Annotated in this window: 17 protein-coding genes; 7 read left to right on the top strand and 10 right to left on the bottom strand. The window is 64.0% G+C overall.

Going from position 1 to position 20366, the window contains the following annotated elements; genetic code table 11:
* Positions 1–103: 103 nt before the first annotated feature.
* The 3 genes from NCT05_RS12475 to NCT05_RS12465 all read right to left on the bottom strand — a co-directional run bounded on the left by NCT05_RS12475 (position 104) and on the right by NCT05_RS12465 (position 2422).
* Positions 104–691 carry a phosphatase PAP2 family protein gene (locus NCT05_RS12475; protein WP_250435025.1) on the bottom strand — a complete coding sequence of 196 codons (588 nt, stop codon included), beginning with the start codon at positions 689–691 and terminating at the stop codon, positions 104–106.
* 30 nt (positions 692–721) lie between these two features.
* On the bottom strand, positions 722–1780 hold the full coding sequence (locus tag NCT05_RS12470; protein WP_034472789.1) for a GlxA family transcriptional regulator: 1059 nt from the start codon (positions 1778–1780) through the stop codon (positions 722–724).
* 189 nt (positions 1781–1969) lie between these two features.
* Positions 1970–2422 (bottom strand): GDP-mannose mannosyl hydrolase, encoded by a 453-nt coding sequence (locus NCT05_RS12465; protein WP_034472787.1) that lies wholly within the window; start codon positions 2420–2422, stop codon positions 1970–1972.
* 1081 nt (positions 2423–3503) lie between these two features.
* On the opposite strand from NCT05_RS12465, the gene NCT05_RS12460 reads away from it, so the two are divergent.
* From NCT05_RS12460 to NCT05_RS12440, 5 genes are all read left to right on the top strand, one after another.
* Positions 3504–4502, top strand: coding sequence for a GlxA family transcriptional regulator (locus NCT05_RS12460; protein ID WP_033537200.1), 999 nt, complete (start codon positions 3504–3506; stop codon positions 4500–4502).
* Between the two features lie 143 nt (positions 4503–4645).
* Positions 4646–6175: a mannose-1-phosphate guanylyltransferase/mannose-6-phosphate isomerase gene (locus tag NCT05_RS12455; protein ID WP_239295211.1), complete on the top strand. Its 1530-nt coding sequence runs from the start codon at positions 4646–4648 to the stop codon at positions 6173–6175.
* A 112-nt stretch (positions 6176–6287) separates the two neighbouring features.
* Entirely contained in the window at positions 6288–7667 is a 1380-nt protein-coding gene (locus NCT05_RS12450) for an undecaprenyl-phosphate glucose phosphotransferase (protein ID WP_008342527.1), read from the top strand.
* A gap of 50 nt (positions 7668–7717) precedes the next feature.
* Positions 7718–8872 (top strand): polysaccharide biosynthesis/export family protein, encoded by a 1155-nt coding sequence (locus NCT05_RS12445; protein WP_008342525.1) that lies wholly within the window; start codon positions 7718–7720, stop codon positions 8870–8872.
* Between the two features lie 86 nt (positions 8873–8958).
* Positions 8959–11190 carry a polysaccharide biosynthesis tyrosine autokinase gene (locus NCT05_RS12440; RefSeq protein WP_250502351.1) on the top strand — a complete coding sequence of 744 codons (2232 nt, stop codon included), beginning with the start codon at positions 8959–8961 and terminating at the stop codon, positions 11188–11190.
* Between the two features lie 11 nt (positions 11191–11201).
* On the opposite strand, the gene NCT05_RS12435 is transcribed toward NCT05_RS12440, so the two are convergent.
* Positions 11202–11492, bottom strand: a complete 291-nt coding sequence (locus tag NCT05_RS12435) for a hypothetical protein (RefSeq protein WP_250502350.1) — start codon at positions 11490–11492, stop codon at positions 11202–11204.
* A 97-nt stretch (positions 11493–11589) separates the two neighbouring features.
* Between NCT05_RS12435 and NCT05_RS12430 the strand changes: the two genes are divergently transcribed.
* Positions 11590–12048: a hypothetical protein gene (locus NCT05_RS12430; RefSeq protein WP_034472777.1), complete on the top strand. Its 459-nt coding sequence runs from the start codon at positions 11590–11592 to the stop codon at positions 12046–12048.
* Positions 12049–12059: 11 nt separating this feature from the next.
* Here the strand turns inward: NCT05_RS12430 and NCT05_RS12425 are convergent, their stop codons facing one another.
* Positions 12060–13481, bottom strand: a complete 1422-nt coding sequence (locus NCT05_RS12425; protein WP_241814162.1) for a hypothetical protein — start codon at positions 13479–13481, stop codon at positions 12060–12062.
* Between the two features lie 536 nt (positions 13482–14017).
* Here NCT05_RS12425 and NCT05_RS12420 point away from each other — a divergent pair.
* Positions 14018–14713, top strand: coding sequence for a dienelactone hydrolase family protein (locus tag NCT05_RS12420; protein ID WP_008342514.1), 696 nt, complete (start codon positions 14018–14020; stop codon positions 14711–14713).
* A gap of 44 nt (positions 14714–14757) precedes the next feature.
* Here NCT05_RS12420 and NCT05_RS12415 read toward each other — a convergent pair whose 3' ends face one another.
* Genes NCT05_RS12415 through NCT05_RS12395 form a run of 5 tightly spaced genes read right to left on the bottom strand, consistent with a single transcriptional unit; the run spans position 14758 to position 20210 of the window.
* Entirely contained in the window at positions 14758–15867 is a 1110-nt protein-coding gene (locus tag NCT05_RS12415; RefSeq protein WP_250502349.1) for an MraY family glycosyltransferase, read from the bottom strand.
* Between the two features lie 58 nt (positions 15868–15925).
* Positions 15926–16960, bottom strand: coding sequence for a UDP-glucose 4-epimerase GalE (galE, locus tag NCT05_RS12410; RefSeq protein ID WP_034472825.1), 1035 nt, complete (start codon positions 16958–16960; stop codon positions 15926–15928).
* A gap of 25 nt (positions 16961–16985) precedes the next feature.
* Positions 16986–18125, bottom strand: coding sequence for a glycosyltransferase family 4 protein (locus tag NCT05_RS12405; RefSeq protein ID WP_250502348.1), 1140 nt, complete (start codon positions 18123–18125; stop codon positions 16986–16988).
* Positions 18126–18144: 19 nt separating this feature from the next.
* Positions 18145–18951, bottom strand: a complete 807-nt coding sequence (locus tag NCT05_RS12400) for a glycosyltransferase (RefSeq protein ID WP_250502347.1) — start codon at positions 18949–18951, stop codon at positions 18145–18147.
* The gene (locus tag NCT05_RS12395; protein ID WP_034472769.1) at positions 18948–20210 is read right to left on the bottom strand and encodes an oligosaccharide flippase family protein; all 1263 of its coding nucleotides are present in this window, start codon (positions 20208–20210) and stop codon (positions 18948–18950) included. The genes NCT05_RS12400 and NCT05_RS12395 overlap by 4 nt, the downstream gene beginning before the upstream one ends.
* Positions 20211–20366 lie beyond the last annotated feature (156 nt).

Genomic DNA, 20366 nt, shown 5'->3' with positions numbered 1-20366 from the left:
CCGGAAACGTGATCGCGCGCCTCTATGGGCGCGCGAGAGAAAAGAGCCTGCGATCATACTGAAGTTCGTCAGCCCATGCGCTGCGAGTGAACTGACGCGAAGCTCAGAGCCCGAGTCCCTGACAGAGCCGCCACGAATAGTGCTCGATCATCCGCTGGAACGGCGCGTGATGGCCGTAGGCGATCGACGAAACCGCCAGCAGCGCGCAACCCGCGACGAGTGCGCGCGGCATCTTGCGCGGCGTTTCGAAGACGCGCATGAGGAAGAGGGCGGCGATGACCGCGCCGAGCACCCAGCCCGCGACGACTTCGGCGGGCGTGTGCGCGTCCTGCATGATGCGGCTCGCGCCGATGGCCGCCGCGAGCGCGAGTCCGCCCGCCGCGCCCAGCCGATGCCAGCTTCCGCCGAATGCGCCGAACAGCAAGCCGCCCGCGACGGTGTAGATCGACGCGGCGAGCATCGTGTGTCCGCTGATCATGCGCAACTGGATCGCGGCGATCTCGACGCCGCAGCCGGCATAGAGAATCTTCGACAGACCGACGAGCCCCATGCCGATCGCGAGCAGCACGGCCCAGCGCACCGCGAGGCGCACGTCGACCGTGCGCAGCCACAGCGCGCAGACGAGCGCGAGCGGCAGCAGAAAGGCCGCGTCGCCGAGATTCGAAAGCGTCCAGAGTACCTTTGATTCCATGCGTATTTGTTCTAGGCCGGCTCCGGACGTTTACGAACCGTCGCCCTGTTTTCGGCGGCCTGCCATCCGGTATTCGGTCGGCGAGATCGAGAGCCGCTTGCGGAAGATTTTCGCGAGGCCGTCGCCGCTGCCCGCGCCGCAGCGCCGCGCGATCTTGTCGACCGGCAGATCGGTCGCGGCCAGCAACATGCAACTCGCATCGAGCCGCGCGCGCAACAGATATTCCGACGGCGTCAGCCCGATCTGCGCCTTGAAGCGGCGCAGGAAATTGCGCTCGCTCATCGCGGCGACGCGCGCCGCATCGGTGATCGAGATCGGCCGCACGTAGTTTTCGCGGATCCAGCGCGCGGCGGCGTCGATCTTCTGGCGCACGCTGCCGGCTTCGGTATCGTCGAGCACGGTGGCGAGCTTCTGCCACGCGCCCGGAATGGAGCGCTCCGATACTTCACGCGCGAGCGCCGCGCCGTGATCGCGCTTGATGATCGACAGCGCCGCCGCGATCGGCCCTTTGGGATCGTCGAGCGTGAGCGTTTGTTCCGCGATGAAAAGCGGATTCGATAACGCCGGCGCAAGCGCGCGGCCTTGCGGCTCGCCGGCGAAATCGAGCGTGCGGTTCTGCACGTCGAGATTGGCCGCGGCGAGAATCTGCGCGCCTTCGCCGATCGCCTTGATAAATGGGATCTTCGGCGCCACGCGCGCGAGGCGCTTGCGCAGCGCGGCATCGTTACGCGCATGACGCGCGCCCACGCCGCCCGCGATGAACAGCGCGTCGCATTCGTTCATCCAGCGCGTTTCGAGACTCTCGGTCCAGATCCGCATCGAGCAACTGCTCGCCACGCTGCCGCCATCGCTCGACAGAAACATCAGCGAATAATTCGGCGCCTGCGCGCGTGCGTTGGCGTCGGCGGGCAGATGCACCTGATTCGCGACCGAGAAGACCTCGGAGATCGAGCTGACTTCGACGAGCGAAAAGTCCTCGAAGATCAGAATGCCGATTCGCTTCGCCGCGCTGGTCATATCGGCGGACGGCACGTCGGGCGCGACCGCGCGCACGACCTGAAGCCGGCCCGTACCATTGGCGTACACCATCGACTTCTCCCTGTGCGAACCGCGGCAGGCGTCGTGCCCGGCCGGGGTTCGATCGATGCAGGAACGTAAGTAGCGGGAAAGTGAGCTTACATGGGCGCACTATACGCGGCGCCCGGCAGCCGCCGCGCGCCGAGTCCGAAATTGACGAAGTGTTGGCAGATGATCTCGGTACGCGCCTTTTCGCGCGGATCAGCGGAAGTAGGCCTTGGTGTTTTCGTGCACGTCGTCGCGCGCGAGCAGTTCGTCGGGCATAAGCCATCGATAGTCGCTGTGCTGATCGAAGCGGCCGATCGGAACCTTGCTCGAGAGCGTCAGCGCGTAGGCGAGCACGATGTAATGCGTGCCAATGCCATCGGCGCCCGCAAAGTTGTCGTCGTAGAGATGCTCGTAGACGCCGAAGAAGCGTGCGGCCGAACGCTGCGCGCTCGCGACGCCCAACTCGTTGCTGACGATGCGCCTGTAGGCGGCATCGAGCGATTCGTCTTTTCTGATGCGGCCGCCCGGCACGAACCATGTGCCCTGCGCGGGCCGGTTGCGCCGATGCCCCACGAGGATGCGCCGGTTGCCATCGGTGACGATCAGATCGATCGCCACGAGCGGCGCGAGCCGCACGACCGTCAGGAAATCAGCGTTGCTCAGCATCGTTGCTCCGGGTTGGCTTCGGTGAGTCGTGCGTCGCGCAAACGATGCCCGCTGCGACGCAGCATGACCGTGCGTGCGCGCACGCGCGGGGGAATTTCACGACTGAAACAAGCAAGGCTGACGAGCAACGGTCAGCACATTGTCAGCGCGGGCGGCAAACCTGACCGATTTGCGTGTCCGCGCGCTGTACGAGAATTTGCGCGAAGACGATTGCGAACGTACGCGCGATTCGAGCCGCATTCAGCCGATCATTGCAAAACAAGAATTGGGCGATTCGACAAATAGTGTCAAGGCGTGCGCCGCCGCAAAAATACTAGCCGATGGCGGACGGTGACAGCGCCCGAGTCCCGCGTGCATGCAGGTCCGACGCGATCTCGCGTCCGCTGCAATGCAGCATCTAAGTTCATATGAAAATACCGCATTATGCCTTTGAATAAAAATAAAACGGATTAATCAAAAATCATGTTGGGGGCCTCGACTGCGTTATTAGAAAATCATTGACTATTAATGCCGAAGCCGTTCGCGGATTTTAATCGGCGTCTGAAATGCGCATTACATATCGTTCCTAAATGTAACGGCGAAACCAAAATTTTCCGATTGCAGCTGTACGAACGTCCGCTTTCACACAGATCGATGTTTCATAAATGAATCAATTCGAATGATCGGACTTGGCGGCCATCGCGTCCGGCGGACCGCGCAGGGCCGTCCTGTGGAGCTTAGTGAGCAACGCTGTGTCCGATCTGGCGGCACGGGAATCAGATTGAGCTAAACCGCCAAATCAACCCTTGTATGACAAATCCGTATTTGTTTTCCATGCATTGAATGCAGGCTTTCCGGAATTTGGGGAAGGATTTCAATGTGCGCTCACCCTCATAGCGGAACAGATTCTGTGGTTTAAGCGCGAAAATCCAGAGCACAAAAAACATTGTCTGCTTATTATTCAAGCCAGCGGATCGATTCCGCCAACACTTCGTTCCAATCGGTCACGGCAACCCGGCGAAGTTCGGGGAGTCCATTGATGCGCCGCAATGACCGAACAACTCTTCCGCGCCTTCCAGGAAACAAGCTGCAGAGGATGACCATGCCTTACGCCACTCTTGAACCCGCAGTCATGGGTTGGACGCCTCCCGCGTCGAACGCCTCGCAGACCGAGGTGCGCCAGGTCGCGATCCTGCTGTTCGACGGCTTTTCGCTGCTCGGCGCGGGAATCGTCGCGGAGGTCTTCCACATGGCGAACGAGCTGTCGTCGGCGAAGTCGCGGCCGGATTGCACGTACGACGTGCGGTTCCTGTCGGTCGAAGGCGGCAACGTGGCGTGCTCGTCGTCGGTGCGCGTCTGGACGGACGGTCTCGATGCGCGCCACTACGGCGGCTTCGACGCGCTTTTCGTCGCCGGCGGCCGTGGCGCGGAAGAAGCGGCGAAGGACGATCGCATCATCGAATGGCTGCGTCGCGTGCAGACCAAGACCACGGTCGTGCGCGCGATTTCCGAGGGCCGCAAGGTGCTCGACGCCGCGGGCATCGGTCAGGCGCAGGACGCGCAGGCGCGCTACGGCAACGCGATGCAACTCGTGCGCGACGAGCAGCAGGGCGACGCCGGCGACCGCTACGAGTCGATGAAGGGCGCGCTTCTGATCGTGAAGCGCGATCTCGGCATCGACGTGTCGCGCAGCGTCGCCGAACGTCTGATGCCCGGTTCGGCCGCGAAGCTCGTGTCGATCCTCGGCGACAGCGGCGTGGCGTCGGCGGGCGACAAGATCCGCGCGGCGGCGCGCTGGCTGCAGGACAACTGCGAACGGCCGATTTCGGTCGTCGATGCGGCGCAGGTGGCCGCGATGAGCGAGCGCAACTTCTTGCGCCGCTTCAAGATCGAGATGGGCATCACGCCATCCGATTATTTGCTGCAGGCGCGCCTCGCCGTGACCTGTGCGCTTCTGACGGATTCGGAACTGCCGGTCGACAAGATCGCGCGCAGAAGCGGCATGGGCAACGGCGACAGGCTCGCGAAGATTTTCCGCAAGCGCCTTCTGATCTCGCCGACGGAGTACCGAATGCAGAGCAGACGCGAGGCGAACGGCTGACCCGCGCGCTTATGTGACGTGGGCCGCTCTGAGCCCGACTATGGCGTAAAACGTCGGACCTTTGGCCGGACCCGATCGGTCCGGCACTTAATCATTTCCCGAACGGTTCGCCGTTCGGACGAACAGGCAGGCAGGAGTTCTTTATGACGAATGAAGCACGCACGGAAGGCGGGGTGAAGCAGGGAGCAGCAGGTGTGGAGGCGGGCCCGGCCAAGGCGGCCGGGCCGTGCCGCCGCCTCGTCCCTGTGATCCTCGCCGGCGGCTCTGGCACGCGCCTGTGGCCGATGTCGCGTGAACAATTCCCGAAGCAGCTGATCGGCGTCGTCGGACGTGACTCGCTGCTCCAGGCGACGGTGTCGCGGCTCAAAGGCTTTGCCGGCAACTTCAAGGTCGATGGCGAGCCGATCATCGTGTGCGGCGAAGAGCATCGGTTCACGACGGAAGAACAGACGCGCGAAGCCGGCGTCGATGCACGCATCATCGTCGAGCCGGCGCGCCGCGACACCGCGCCCGCGCTCACGCTCGCGGCACTTGCCGCGGTGAAGGACGGCGAGGACGCGATCATGGTCGCGATGCCGGCGGATCACTCCATCGCCGATATTCCGGCGCTGCATCGCGCGATCGCGATCGCGGCGGAACATGCGGAGCGCGGCGTGATCGCGACGCTCGGCATTCCGCCGACGCGCCCCGACACCGGCTTCGGCTACATCCGTCTGGGCGCGGCGCTCGATGACGGCGCGCACGAGATCGACCGCTTCGTCGAAAAGCCGGCGGCGGAACTCGCGGCGCAATACGTCGCGGCGGGCACGTACTGGTGGAACAGCGGCATCTTCGTCGTGCGCGCGAGCGTGTGGCTCGCGGCGCTGCAAAAGCTCAATGCCGACATGCACGCGGCGTGCTCGGCCGCCGCGCAGGAGGGCGAGGCCGACGGCAAGTTCTTCCGCCCGCAGGCGGCGCAGTTCGGGCGCGCGCCGTCCGACTCGATCGACTATGCGGTGATGGAGCACATCGGCACGCCGACGAAGCCGTGCGACGGCGTGGTCGTGCCGCTCGTCGCGGGCTGGTCGGATCTCGGTTCGTGGGACGCCGTGTGGGACGCGATGGACAAGGACGAATCGGGCAACGTCGCAAGCGGCCGCGTCGTGTTCGAAGGCGCGACATCGAGCTATGCGCGCTCCGAAGGCGGACGGCTCGTCGCGTGTGTCGGCACGACCAACGTGATCGTCGTCGAGACGGACGACGCCGTGCTCGTCGCGGACCGTTCGCGCGTGCAGGACATCAAGGGGCTGGTTGCGCGCATCCGCGAGCAGCACGCGCCCGAAGCGGATACGCATCGCAAGGTGCGCCGCCCGTGGGGTTTCTACGATTCGATCGAGCACGGGGAGCGCTTCCAGGTCAAGCGCATCGTGGTGTCGCCGGGCTCGAAGCTGTCGCTGCAGATGCATCACCATCGCGCGGAACACTGGATCGTCGTGTGCGGCACGGCGCTCGTCACGCGCGGCGAAGAGCAGTTTCTGCTCTCCGAGAACGAATCGACGTTCATTCCGCTCGGCGTGCGGCATCGTCTGGAGAACCCGGGCAAGGTGCCGCTCGAAATCATTGAAGTGCAGTCGGGGAGCTATCTCGGCGAAGACGACATCGTGCGTTTCGACGACACCTACGGGCGCAGTTGAGCGTTCGAAGGCAGAAGACTTTCTTGCAACCGTTCACAAGAAGAAGACGGGGCTAACGCGAGGAGGAGACTGAAGGGCGGTAAAGGGCCGATTGCGTTCCGGGGAAAAAAACATGCGCGATTTACAGGGATTGCTCGCGCGCCTGTTCGACGTCTTGATGATCGTCGGCGGTGCGGCAGTGGCGTCGCAAATCAGGTTCGAGTACATCGAGGCACACACCTATTCGGTGGCGTTCGTCGCGTTCGCGGCGGCGTTCTCGCTTGCGCTCTTTCCTGGCTTCGGCGTCTACCAGTCGTGGCGCGGCCGCAGCAAGCTTCAGCTTGCGTGTCAGGTCTCGCTCGGCTGGCTCGTCGTGCAGGGCTGCGCGCTCGCGCTGATGTTCTCGCTGCATCGGCTCGACTACGTGTCGCGCCTCTGGTTCGCCTACTGGACCGCGATGTCCGGCGGCCTCATGATCGCCGGCCGTCTCATCACGCACGCGATTCTCGCGCACATGCGCAACGCGGGCCTGAACTTGCAGCAAGTGGCAATCGTCGGCTGCGGCAGACATTGCGATTCGATGCTGCGCAAGATCGAGCGTTCGCAGGACACCGGTTTTCGCATGTGCGCGGCGTTCAACGCGGCGGCGGGCAAGTCGCGTCTGAACACGCGCCTGCCCGTGTATGACGATTTCGACGCGTTCGTCGCCTTCGTGCGCGCGCAGAACGTCCATGAAGTGTGGCTCGCGCTGCCGCTGTCGGAGGAGCCCACGATCCTGCGCTTCGTGAACGAATTCCGCGACGATCTCATCAACGTGCGCTTCATCCCCGACGTGCGCAGCCTCGCGCTGTTCGAAAGCGGCGTGACCGATCTGCTCGGCCAGCCCGCGATCAATCTCGTCGCGACGCCGTTGTCGGCGTCGGCGCAGCTGCAAAAGGAAATCTTCGACCGCCTGTTCGCGCTCGGCGCGATCATCGCGGTCTCGCCGGCGCTCATCTGCATCGCGCTCGCAATCAAGCTCACTTCGCGCGGGCCGGTGTTGTTCCGGCAGAACCGCAAAGGCGCGGATGGCCGCGTCTTCACCATCTACAAGTTCCGTTCGATGCGCCTGCACACGGAACAGGCCGGAGTGCTTCGCCAGGCCACGCGCAACGATCCGCGCGTGACCCGTGTCGGAGCGTTCCTGCGCCGCACCAGCCTCGATGAGCTGCCGCAGTTCTTCAACGTTCTGCGCGGCGACATGTCGGTCGTGGGCCCGCGTCCACACGCGCTCGAACATGACGACCTGTATCAAAAGGTCGTATCGGGGTACATCCATCGTTACCGGATCAAGCCAGGCATCACCGGCTGGGCCCAGGTCAACGGTTTTCGTGGGGAAACGGATCGGATCGAAAAGATGGAAGGACGCGTCGCTCACGATTTGTACTATCTGGGTAACTGGTCGTTCGGACTCGATATGAGAATCATCGCCGCAACGATCTTCAAGGGACTACGCCACACCAACGCTTACTGATGCAGGGGACGACCATCATGCACAACCAACAACAACCGGGCACCACCTCCATGGCCGCCAACACCAACGTGTCGCGTATCTTCCGCCTCACGAGCCTGGCTGCGGCAGCTTCCGTCGCCGTGATCCTGACGGGTTGCGGGCTCTCGCCGGGCATGCACATGGAAAAGCCCGCCCAGCTCGTCGAAACGTCGAACGATCAGGGAGATCCGGCCACGACCACCAACATTCCGATCACGACGATCGACGCCGCGCTCGTGAAGAAGATGCGCGCCGCGCAGCCGTCCGTGACGGGCGATCCGAACGCCTCGCTCTACGGCAAGCCCGCGCCTTACAAGCTGGGCGTCGGCGACGTGCTGCAGATCACGGTCTGGGATCACCCGGAACTCGTCGCGGCGCTCGGCCAGCCGGCGAACCAGACGCGCACGTCGGATGCCGCGCCCGGCTTCGTCGTCGATGCCGACGGCAATCTGCAATTCCCGTACGTGAACAAGCCGCTGCACGTCGCGGGCAAGACCGAGACGCAGGTTCAGCGCGAGCTGTATGCCGAGCTGTCGAAGGTGTTCGTGAAGCCGCAGGTGACGGTGCGCGTCGCGTCGTTCCGCGCGTCGCAGGTGTATATCGACGGCGATGTCCGCACGCCGGGCGCGCAGCAGATCAACGACATTCCGATGACGCTCACCGAGGCGATCGGCCGCGCGGGCGGTTTCGCGACGACGGCGGATCAGAGCCGCGTCACGCTGATCCGCGATGGCGTCACGTATCACATCAACATGGCCGGCATGACGTCGAAGGGCCGCAGCCCGTCGGATATCATGCTCAAGCCGGGCGATGCGCTGCGTGTCGATTCGCGCGACGAAAACGGCGTCTACGTGATGGGCGAAGTGACCAAGCCGGCCACCGTCATCCCGATGCGCAACGGCAAGCTCACGCTGTCGGACGCGATCTCGCAGGCGGGCAGCTTCAACCCGGAAACGTCGAACCCGCGCGAGCTGTACGTGATCCGCAACGGCGCGACGGACCAGCCGGAGGTCTACAAGCTCGACGCGCTGTCGCCGGTGTCGATGCTGCTCGCGAACAACTTCGAGCTGCAGCCGCATGACGTCGTCTATGTCGACAACAACGGGCTCGTGCGCTTCTCGCGCGTGCTCAACCTGCTGCTGCCGGCGATCAACGCTGGTTTGACGGCGGCCGTGTTGACGAAGTAAGCATCTGGCATCAAGTGTCTGACCGGCGCGCGCGGGGCGCGCCGGAGCATCATGGTTCGACTTAAAAAATATAAGCGAGCGAGATCATGTCGATGAACTTTGATACGCGATACGTGGACGTATCGACGGGTGACGAACTGCGCCTGTCCGATTACCTGGCCGCGGCGATGCTCAACTGGAAGCTCGTGACGCTCGTCATGCTCGCCGTGATTGCGCTCGGCACCTCTTACGCGTATCTCGCAACGCCGACCTACAAGGCCGACGCGATGATCCAGGTCGACGAGCCGGCCAACACGAACAACGCGAACGCCGGCGCCAAGGCGCTGCAAGCCGCCGTTCCGCAACTCACCGAAACGAAGACTTCGACTGCCGCGCAGATCGAACTGCTGCGCTCGCGACTCGTCATCGACGATACGGTTCGGCGTCTGCATCTGGATATCGATGCGTCGCCGCGCGTGTTGCCGGTCGTGGGCAAGCTCGTCGGCAACGTGTTCGCGATGCTGAACCGGCCGGTTCCGCAGGGTTATCTTTCGCGCTTCGCGTGGGGCGGCGAAGCCATCGACGTGCCGCTCTTCGACACGCCGAAGGAACTCTACGACAGGAAGTTCACACTCGTCGCGCTCGAGCGCGGCGCTTACGAACTGCGCGATCCGAACGGATTGATCGTGCTGACGGGGCAGGTCGGCAAGGAAGTGTCGGGCGCGACGCCGCAAGGCCCGGTGACGCTCAAGGTCGACAAGCTCGACGGCAAGCCCGGCGTGCAGTTCGAACTGCAACGCTTCTCGACGATCACGACCATCGACCGTCTTCAGCAGCGCCTGACCGTGGCGGAGACCGCACTGCAATCGGGCATCATCGGCGTATCTCTGGAAGGTAGTAATCCGAAGCAAATCGCGGCGATCGTCAACAACATCGCGAATCGTTATGTGGAGCAGGACACGCAGAAGCGTTCGGCCGAAGCGGAGCACACGCTCGCGTTTCTGGAGCAGCAACTGCCGCTCGTGAAGAAGCAGCTCGATGAAGCCGAGCAGCGCCTGAGCGCGTTTCGCAACAAGCAAGGTTCCGTCGATCTCTCCGAAGAGAGCCGCTTGCTCCTGCAGCAGATCGTCGACAACAAGACGAAGCTCTCCGATCTTCAGCAACAGCGCGCGGAACTGTCGCTGCGCTTCACGGCGAATCATCCGTCGGTGCAGGCGCTCGATGCGCAGATTGCATCGCTCACCGCCGCGCAGACGCGCCTCGGCAAGAACGTGTCGACGCTGCCCGATACCGAGCAGACCGCGCTGCGCTATACGCGCGACGTGCGCTCGAGCAGCGAGCTTTACGCGAACCTGCAGAACAGCGCGCAGCAATTGCGCATCGCGAAGGCGGGGCAGGTCGGCAACGTGCGGATCGTCGATCTCGCGCAACCCGCCGACGATCCCGTGCGTCCGAAGCGCGCGCTCGTGATCCTGATCTCGGCGGGCATCGGCCTCGTGCTCGGCATCATCGCGGCGTTCGTGCGCAAGTCGCTGTGGGGCGGCGTCGAGCGTCCCGAAGACATCGAACGGCAACTGGGCACGCGCGTCTTCGCCATCGTGCCGCGCAGCACGCAGCAGCTTCGTCTGCAACGTCAGGTCGGCATGCGTCGCGAAGGCATGCACGTGCTCGCCGCGCAGGCGCCGGAGGATGCGGCCGTCGAAGGCATTCGCAGCTTGCGCACGTCGCTGCAACTGCAGCTCGGCGAAGCGCGCAACAACGTCGTGATGCTGACCGGCTCGCGGCCCGAAGCGGGCAAGTCGTTTCTGTCGGCGAATCTCGCGACGCTCGTCGCATCGACGAGAAAGCGCGTGTTGCTGATCGACGGCGACATGCGCCGCGGCGACATCCACTCGCACTTCGGCGTGCGTCACACGCCGGGCCTATCTGACGTGCTGATGGGCGCCAACGCGATGGACGTCATCGTTCACGACGTGTTGCCCGGCGTCGATCTGATTCCAAAGGGCTCGCTGCCATCGCATCCGGCGGAGCTGCTCGCGAGCGATCGATTCGGCGAAATCCTTGGCGAACTGAAGCAGCTCTACGATCTCGTCGTCATCGATACGCCGCCCGTGCTCGCCGTCACCGACGCTACCGTGATAGGCCGGCACGCGGGCACGAGCCTGCTCGTCGTGCGGCACGGCAAGAATCAGGTGCAGGAAATCGGCGAGACGATGAAGCGCCTCTATCACGGCGGCGTGCACATGAAGGGCGTGCTGCTCACCGATGTGCCGCAATCGAAGGTGCTGATGGGCAGCACCTACGCGGGTTATTACAGCTACGAGAGCATCGCGGAGTAGGTCTTCTCAGTTCAATACGGCGACTTGTAGATGTCGCGCGCACGCGCGGCATTCGACGCCGGCGCCTTCAGACCCGGAGGCGCCGGATAAAGCGTCGCGGCCGCGCTTCGCGGCATCATCATCGCTTTTGCGTCGGTCTTGTGCGTGCCCGGACGCAGCCGGGCGCCCCCCGCCGGATTGCCCACATAGCCGTTCTGTTGCGCGAGCAGCGCGTCCATCGACGGAGTATCGGCCGAATCGCCCGCATTCGCGAACGATGGCGCGAAGGCCGCGATGGCCAGCCACAAAAGCGCGTGTTTCATGTGTCTCCTCCTGATCGCGCGATACCGCACGCAAATGGTTGCCGAAAGCGGGCGTCGTTATAATCGCCGTCCGACCTGATTCTTTGGCTTTCCGTCCGTGAAAAAGCTCATCGCTCTCGCAGTCGCTTCGATCGTCCTCACCGCTTGCTCGTCCGTCGAGAAGGAGCAGACGAAGGAACGCACGTTCCTGCTCTCGCAGCAATCGCTCGATACGGCGCAACGCAATGCGACCGTCGCATGCCGCGACGCCGCGCAGTGCGATGCGGCCTGGAAGCTCACGAAGACTTACGTCGAGCAGAATTCGAAGGAACGCCTGACACGCGCCGACAATGCCGCGATCGAAACCGACGTGCCTTCGGACACCGGCAAGCCGGTGTTCTCGGCGACGCGCGTCCCGAACGGCGACGGCGCGACGATCTCGCTCTTCGCGCAATGCAAGGGCATGTTCGAGGACGAGCGCGCGCGAGGCTCGGATTTCGACGACTGCGCGACGAAGATCATCTCCGTTCAAAACGGCTTCGCGCCTTATCTGCGGGCACATCTGCGCGCGCAGTGAGCGGACGGACCTTACTGCGCGGGCAGCGAACCTGACGCGCGCGGCGGATTCGCCGGACGTATCTCCGTGAGCGGCCCGTCTTGCGGATGCATGTCGGGCGGCGCGCCGTAAAAAGGCGCGCTTTGCTGCGGCGTGCGACCGGCCGCTTCGGCGGCGCGCGCGTGGATGCCATGCGCGATGCGCGCATACGACGCGACGACGAGACCCAGCGCGACACCGAACATCAGCCCCGGAAAACGCTCGCCGAGCGGATTACCGCCGATCGACGTCGCGGGCAGCGCAGCGAGCACGAAGAGCGCACGGCCGAGCACCGGCAGCCAGGGCGCATCGGGCGTGCTGTGCCGCCATGCGCGATACGCCCGCGAACCGCGCCAGAGCGCCCACAGAATGGCGATCGGCAGCGCGAGCCCGAACAGCACGCCGCCCGCGAAGAACTGATAAACCCAGAAGTCGCGGCCGGCCGCCCATTTTTTGAAGGCGTAGAAGTCCTGCTCGCTGATGTCTCCGGCAAGATCCGGCAGATACGACGGCGCGTAGCGATAGTCGTGTCCGTAGCCCATGCCGACGATCGTCGACATTGCCGACGACGTAGTCTGATCGACCTGATCCTTCATTTCCGCGAGACGCGCGATCAGCACCGGATCGCGTGCGGGCGGCGCATCCTGCACGAGCGAGAGACGCTTCATCCACGGGGCTCCGATCGTTGGAAAGAACGTGGCCGTCGCGGTGGCCATCGCGATCAGCAGCGTCAGGATCGTGGCCGCGCGCAGACCGGCGGCGAAGAACGCGCGCAGCGAAGGCGCGGCGAGCCACGTCGCATAAGCGATCAGCAGCACGGTGCCGACCAGGAGGCCCGGCGTGCCGAACAGAATCTCAATGACGATCGTCGCGAGAAAAAATAGCCCGGCCAGCTTCCCGATGCGCTGCGCGAAGACGATTTCGTGCAGCAACAGCCCTTGCAGGCAAAGGAACGTGACCGGGACGACGCGAATGCTCAAGGTGTCGATGCCGCCGGGCATCGCCATGCCGAAACCGCCGCCGAACACGAGCGATGCGATCATCGACCAGACCATCGCGCGTTCGATCTGCGCAAGACGCTGCGCATCCCACGGACGGCAGCCTACGAAATAGCCGAGCAGCATCAAGAGGAACGGCAGCACGACGCGCGCGTAGTTGCCGGCGTCGTTGCCTTGCAGCCATTGGGTTGCGACGCTGCCGAAGATCGTGAGCAGAAAGAGCGCGCTGACGAACCCGCGCATGCGCGAGCGGCGCGCGAAGCGCGGCGCGATGAGCAGCATCGCGCAGGCGGCGCCCATCGATGTCACGGTGAGCAGAACATCGATGGCCTTGCTGGCCGTCTCGACGCTTCGTAAGTCGAACGCGAGCGGAAGCAGGCAAAGCCAGATCCAGACGACGGCGAACTTGTTGCGCATGACGGCCCCGGCACCCCTATTTTTTGCGTCGAATATAGCAGCGGCTCTTGTCGTGCGCGGTTGCGGCGGCGTCTTGCGACTAGTCTTCGGCGCGAAACGACGGAAGCGCGTGTGCGCCGGACCACGCTTCATCGGACGCTTCGAATCGATGTCCGCAAAGCACGGCATTCTGGCGGATCGCCGCCGTTCGATGGACCGAAGATGCAATGGCCGGAAGCGGTCCGATCCGGCTTGAGACCACTCAATATGCGCGATGTGCGTGCTACACGCCGGAACGAGGTGCCCCGCGATGCCGGGGAAGCAGGCCCACGAGGACGCGCGGTTCCGGCCGCGCGAGCCACTCGATAACAATCGACCCTCGCAGAAGGGAAATGGCATGGGCGGTTCGGCGCGACACGCATGCAAGGCCCCGATCGATCGATACGCTCGATTCATCCGGGGACTCGCGATCATCGCCGAGATGAGTGGTCCGCTTCGAGCGCGGCGCGGGAAAGTTTGGATATGATGGGCTCGCTTCATCATCCAGGAGACTTCCCATGTCCGAGACGCTCAGCATCTCCATCCCCGATGGCAATTTCGACGCTTACGTCGCATATCCCGCGCAAACGACCGCGCCGGCCGTGATCGTGATTCAGGAAATTTTCGGCATCAACGCCGACATGCGCGAAACCTGTGACGAATACGCGCGCCAGGGATACGTCGCGCTATGCCCCGATCTCTTCTGGCGGCTGGAGCCGAACGTCGAGCTCACCGATCGCACCGAAGCCGAATGGCAGCAGGCGCTCAAGTACTACAACGCATTCGACGTGAACACGGGCGTCGAGGACATCGCGGCGACGATCGGTTTCGCGCGCGGACTCTCACAAGTGCAGGGCAAGATCGGCTCGGTCGGCTTTTGTCTCGGCGGCTTGCTCTCGTTCCTGACGGCGGCGCGCACGGATGTCGACGCATCGGTTTCGTACTACGGCGGCGGCACGGATCAATACCTCGCCGAACTGCCGAAGATCAAGGTGCCGCTCATGCTGCATCTCGCGGAAGAGGACGAATTCATTCCCGCCGATGCGCGCAACCGCGTGCTGGCGGCGGTGAAGGGGCAGCCGAATGTCGAGGTGTACACGTATCCCGGCTGTCATCACGCGTTCGCGCGCAATCAGGGCGCGCATTACGACGCGGCGGCCGCGCAACTCGCCAACGGCCGCACCGCGGATTTCTTCGCAAAGCACCTGAAATAAGGCTTCGAATGAAAAACGCCGCCTGGAACTCAGGCGGCGTCGCTTCATTTCTTCACCGTGTGCGGCCGGCGAAACACGAGCCAGCGCGGTGATTTGAAGCGCACGATGCTCATGTAGAGCCACACGTAAGTTGCCGCGAACACGACGACGAAGCAGAACAGATGCACCGTATGCCGCCAGAAGAGCGTCGCGGGAATCACGGCGACGAGACACAGCAGCCACAGATACGGCGACGTCAGCGAATTGCGCCGCGTCAGCTCATGCGCGTTTTTCACGCCGACGGCCCAGCGCATCAGACGCTTGTAGACGAGCATATGCAGATGCACGCCGTCCGGAATGCCCGGCGAAATGCCGCGAATGAACTTCTTGCGATAGATCGAGAAGCACGTCTCGAAGATCGGATACATGAAGAGCAGCACCGGATACCACGCGGAGACATCGCGGTTGCGCATCACGAGCATGATCGAGAGTTCGCCCAGCATGAAGCCGACGAAGTACGCGCCGCCGTCGCCGAGAAAGATCAGCCCGGCGGGGAAGTTCCAGATGAAGAAGCCCATCACCGCGCCCATCATGATGAGCGAGCCGGAGAGCACGATCGGATCGTGCACCTGGAACGCCACATAGGCGAGCGAGGCGAACATCATGAAGCTGACCATCGATGCGAGGCCGTTGAAGCCGTCGATGATGTTCACCGCGTTGGCGAGCGCCGCGACGGCGAGCACCGTCACCGCGCATGAAATGACCGCGTAGGACAACAGGAAATCGAGCGGCGGCACGCTGATGCGCGTGACCGCGATGTTCAGGAACGCAAAGGCGAAGCCCGCGGCGGCCATCGTGCAGACGAGGCGCGCGAGCGGCGAGACGCGCTTGGTCAGGTCTTCGATCAGCCCGGAGAGAAACGCCGGCAAGCCGCACGCGACGATGCCGAGAATGCCGCCCGATACGGCCGGATAGCCCCATCGCAACTGCACGGCCGATGCCGTCAGCCCGCAGATGATGCCCACGCCGCCGATGCGCGGAACGGGCCGCGCGTGAAACTTCTGCACGCCGGCGAGATCGGTGTCGCCGAGCACGCCTTCCTGCAGGTGTGCGAAGCGCACGATCAACAAGGTCACGAAGAGCGAGACCAGAAAAGCAAGCGCGAAACTGAGCATGAAATAGAACCGATGGAAAAAAGCGGCGCCGCGCGCAAAGCGCAGCGCCTCGACGCTTTTAAGCGAACCCTTGCGGATTCTGCGACTGCCAGCGCCAGTGATCCGCGCACATGCGTTCGATGCCATGCTCCGCGCGCCAGCCGATCAGTTCCGCCGCGGCGGCCGGATCGGCGTAGCAGGCGGCGATATCGCCCGGACGGCGCGGCACGAGCTCATACGGAACCGGCTTGCCCGACGCCGCCTCGAACGCCTTCACGACATCGAGCACGCTATAGCCTTGCCCGGTGCCGAGATTCACGACGAAGCTGCGGTCGAGCTTCTTGAGCGCATCGATGGCCGCGATATGCCCGCGCGCCAGATCCACGACGTGAATGTAATCGCGCACGCCGGTGCCGTCGTGCGTATCGTAATCGCTGCCGAACACGCGCAGTTGCGCGAGCTTGCCGACGGCCACTTGCGCCACATACGGCATCAGGTTGTTCGGAATGCCCGCCGGATCTTCGCCGATCAAACCGCTCTCGTGCGCGCCGACCGGATTGAAATAGCGCAGCGTCGCGATGCGCCACGACGGATCGGACACTTCGAGATCGCGTAGGATCTGCTCGGCGATGAGCTTGCTCTGGCCGTAGGGGTTCGTCGCGGAAAGCGGAAACGATTCGTCGATCGGCACGCTCTTCGGCACGCCATACACCGTCGCGGACGAGCTGAACACGAAGTTGCGCACGCCGCGCGCTTTCATGACCTTGAGCACCGCGAGCAGGCTGCCGATGTTGTTCTCGTAGTACTCGATGGGCTTCGCGACCGATTCGCCCACGGCCTTCAACGCCGCGAAGTGGATCGCGCCGGTGATCGCGTGCGCGTCGAAGATGCGGTTGAGCGCGGCTTCGTCGCGGGCATCGGCTTCATAAAACGTGACGCTCTTGCCCGTGATGCGCTCGACGCGCTTCAACGACTCCGCGCGACTGTTGACGAGATTGTCGATGACCACGACGCCATAGTCCGCGTCGAGTAGTTCGACGCACGTATGCGAACCGATGAAGCCCGCGCCGCCGGTGACGAGAATCGTGCCCTTCGTCGGCTGATTGCCATTCATCTTGTGCTCTCCCGATTGCATGAAATCAAAGTGAAATGCCGGTAATGGCATGTATTGTGCCCTTGTAGCGTTCGACGACATTTTTTTCGTCGAATTCGCTCGCGACCTTTTCGCGGCCGCGCCGCGCCATGGCGGCGCGCTCGTCGGCGGAGAGCGTCAGCATGCGCTCGAGCGCTTCGGTCAGGCTGTCGGCGCTTTTGACCTCGCAGAGCAGGCCGTTCACGCCGTCCTCGACCACTTCGCGGCAGCCGGGAACGTCGGTGGCGACGATCGGGCGGCCCATCGCCGATGCCTCCATCAGCGTGCGCGGCACGCCTTCGCGATACGAAGGCAGCACGACGCAATCCGCCGCGGCGACGAGCGGCCGCACGTCGTTCGCTTCGCCGAGATATTCGACGATATGCTCCGCTTCCCACTTTTCTACGTCGGTGCGGCCGATCGCGCTCGGATTGTCGACGCCGACCGGCCCGAGCAACTGAAAACGCGCGTGCGGAAACTTCGCGCGAATCCTGCGTGCGGCTTCGACATATTCCGCCACGCCTTTATCCCACAACAGACGGCCGATCAGGATGAACACGAAATCCTCGCGCGCGGGCAGCGGCTCGAACGCGAATTCGTCGAGATCGACGCCTTCGCCATGCAGACGCCGCGCGCGATCCGGATGCGCGAGCAGATTCTCGTGCAGGAAGGCTTCGTGATCGTCGCGATTGAGGAACCACACTTCGCGCGGAAAGCGGAACGCGAAACGGTACAGCCGCTTCGCGACCTGCGCCGTGCGGCTCTTCTGGATGAAGACGTAGCCGAGACCCGTCGTCACCGCGATCGACGGCACGCGCGCGAGCATCGCGGCAAGCGAGCCGTAGATGTTCGGCTTGATCGTATAGTGAAACACGATATGCGGACGCGTCGCACGATATTCGCGAAAGAGCGCGGCGAGCGTCCTGAGGTCATCGCGCGGATCGGTGCTTTTCGATGCGACCGGCAACTCGACGCAGCGGCAGCCCATTTCGGTGAGCGGCTCGAAGGTGCGGTCGCGCGGCGCGATGATCGTGACTTGCGCGCCGCGCGCGGTCAGCATGCGCAGCACGCCTTGCCGGTAGGTATAGATCGCCCACGCCGTGTTGCACACGAGGGCGATACGAAGCTTCGACTTTTCTTTGGTCATCCGGAAGTCAGGAATAGGTTCACGCGGCGGATGCGCGCTTCAGCAAGCGCGCCTTCAATCCACGCAACGCGCGATACGGCAAAACGAGATGCGCGATGCTCTTCGCGACGCCCGCCCAGTCGAGCGGATTGGTCACGCGCAAATGGCGCAGTTGCAGACGCAGTGTCGACATGATTTGCGCACGCCGTTTGGTCGCGCTGATGCCGCTTTCGTTCAGTTCGTAGAAGAGACCGAACTCGGGCAGATTCGCGCCGTCGTGCCGTTGTAGCAGACGCAGGATCAGATCGAGATCCTCGGCGGCGCGATACTGCGCGCGATAGTTGCCCGCTTCGATCACGGCGTCGATGCGCAGCATCAGCGACGGATGCGTGAAGCATGTGCGCGCGAGCATCATGCGGCGGATCGCGGCGGGATCGGCGGGCGGCGTGAGATCGAAGAGCGGCGCGCCATCGGTCGATACGACGTGCGTCCACATGCCGAGCACCGCGACGCGCGGATGCGCCTCCATATACGCGCGCTGCTTCGCGAGGCGAGCGGGCGTCGCGAGATCGCCTGCGTCGATGCGCGCCGCGTAACGGACGCCTCGCGCGTGCAGCGCCGCGATGCCCGCTTCGAGCGCGCGCTCGATGCCGCCGTTTTTCGGCATGCGCAGAATGTCGATGTTCATGCCGTCGATGACGGGCGCGACGATAGGCGGCGTGCTGCCATCGTCGACGATGAGCACGTTCACCATCGACGTTTCGCCAAACGACGCGAGCGTGCGTTCGACATCGGCCTGGCCGTTGAACGCGGGCATCAGCACGGCGACATCGTGGAGTTCGTTCATGCGCGCAGCCGAAAACGGATGTAGTAGAAATTCACCGATGCCGCCGCGACATAACCCGCCGCGAGTCCGATCAGCGCGCCGTAGCCTTCCATGCGCGGTATCGCGAACCAGTTCACCGCGAACGCGACCGCGAGCGCGAAAAGCCATTTTGACAGCAGCACATACTTCGCCTGATATTTCAGCACGACGAGATTGCCGATCGCTTCGATGCCCGCGGGCACCGAAAGCCACACGGCCCAGCGGAAGATGTCCGCCGCGCCCGCGTAATTCGGTCCGAACACGCGCGCGATGATGAAGCCCGCGAGCGCATCGAGGACGGCCGCGCCCGCGATCATCAGCGCGGCGGTCATCGCGAAGAGGCGCACGAGATTGCGCTTCAGGCGCGCGGTTTCCTGCACGCGATACACGAACGCCGGCGCGATGGTCTGCGAGAGCATCAGCGCGAGCGCGATCCAGTTCTCGTTCAACTGCTGCGCGGCGGAGTAAAGCCCGAGTTCCGCGAACGACACGCGATGCGCGAGCATCAGCCGGTCGAGCTTCAGGAACAGATACATGCAGATGAGCCCGAGCCAGAACACCGTGCCCGCGCTCGCGAAATGTCTGAACAGTGCGCGGTCGAAACGCCAGCCGAGCGTGCCGCCGTGACGGCGCACGTAGTACGCGACGAGCGCGGCGCTGATCGCCGCGGCTTCGAGCGCCCAGAGCCAGCCGAAGCTCGACGGCGCGGCCGCGATGCGCACGAGCGCGAAGACGAGCGCCGCCTTGACGATGGCCGCCGCCATGCTCGCGATGAGCTGCGGCTTGCTGTAGGTGAGGCTTTGCAGCCACGAATTGACGACGCCGATGAACGGCTCGCGAAAGAGCATCGTGACGGCGAGTCCGGCGAGCATCAGCCCGACCATCGGGTCGGTGCCGCCGGCGGCGATCCAGATCCACGTTACGCAGAGTGCGACGACCGACACGCCCATGCGCAGCACGAACGCGCTGCCGAGTACGGCGCCGGTATCGGCGGGCTTGCGGTTGACGATCGTCGGCACGAGAATCTCCGCGCCGCACACCCACGTGATCGGCGCGATGACGAGCAGCAGCGTGTTCGCGTATTGCCACTTGCCGAAGTCGTCCGGGCCGAGGTAGCGCGCGAGCAAACCGGAGATGACGATGGCGACCGCGATCTGCGTGAGCCGCTCCAGCCCGAGCCAGACGATGTTGGCGAGCGCGCGGGCGACGTCCGGATTGCCGGAGCGCGTGAGCGCCTTCATGCGGTGAAGCGCTCGGCGTAATCGGGCACGGCGCGTGCTACCCAGGCCTGACCGCCTCGCGCAAACGAGCGATCGGTCAAGTTTTGTGTGTTTGCACGCAGACGCGCCTCATTCGAAGGCATCGAGGCGAAAGAGCGTTTGAGCATTGGATTAGAA

Source organism: Caballeronia sp. AZ7_KS35 (assembly GCF_023631045.1).
Classification (GTDB): domain Bacteria; phylum Pseudomonadota; class Gammaproteobacteria; order Burkholderiales; family Burkholderiaceae; genus Caballeronia; species Caballeronia zhejiangensis.
Note: the sequence above shows the minus strand (reverse complement) of the source record. Positions and strands in the feature narration are given on the sequence as shown.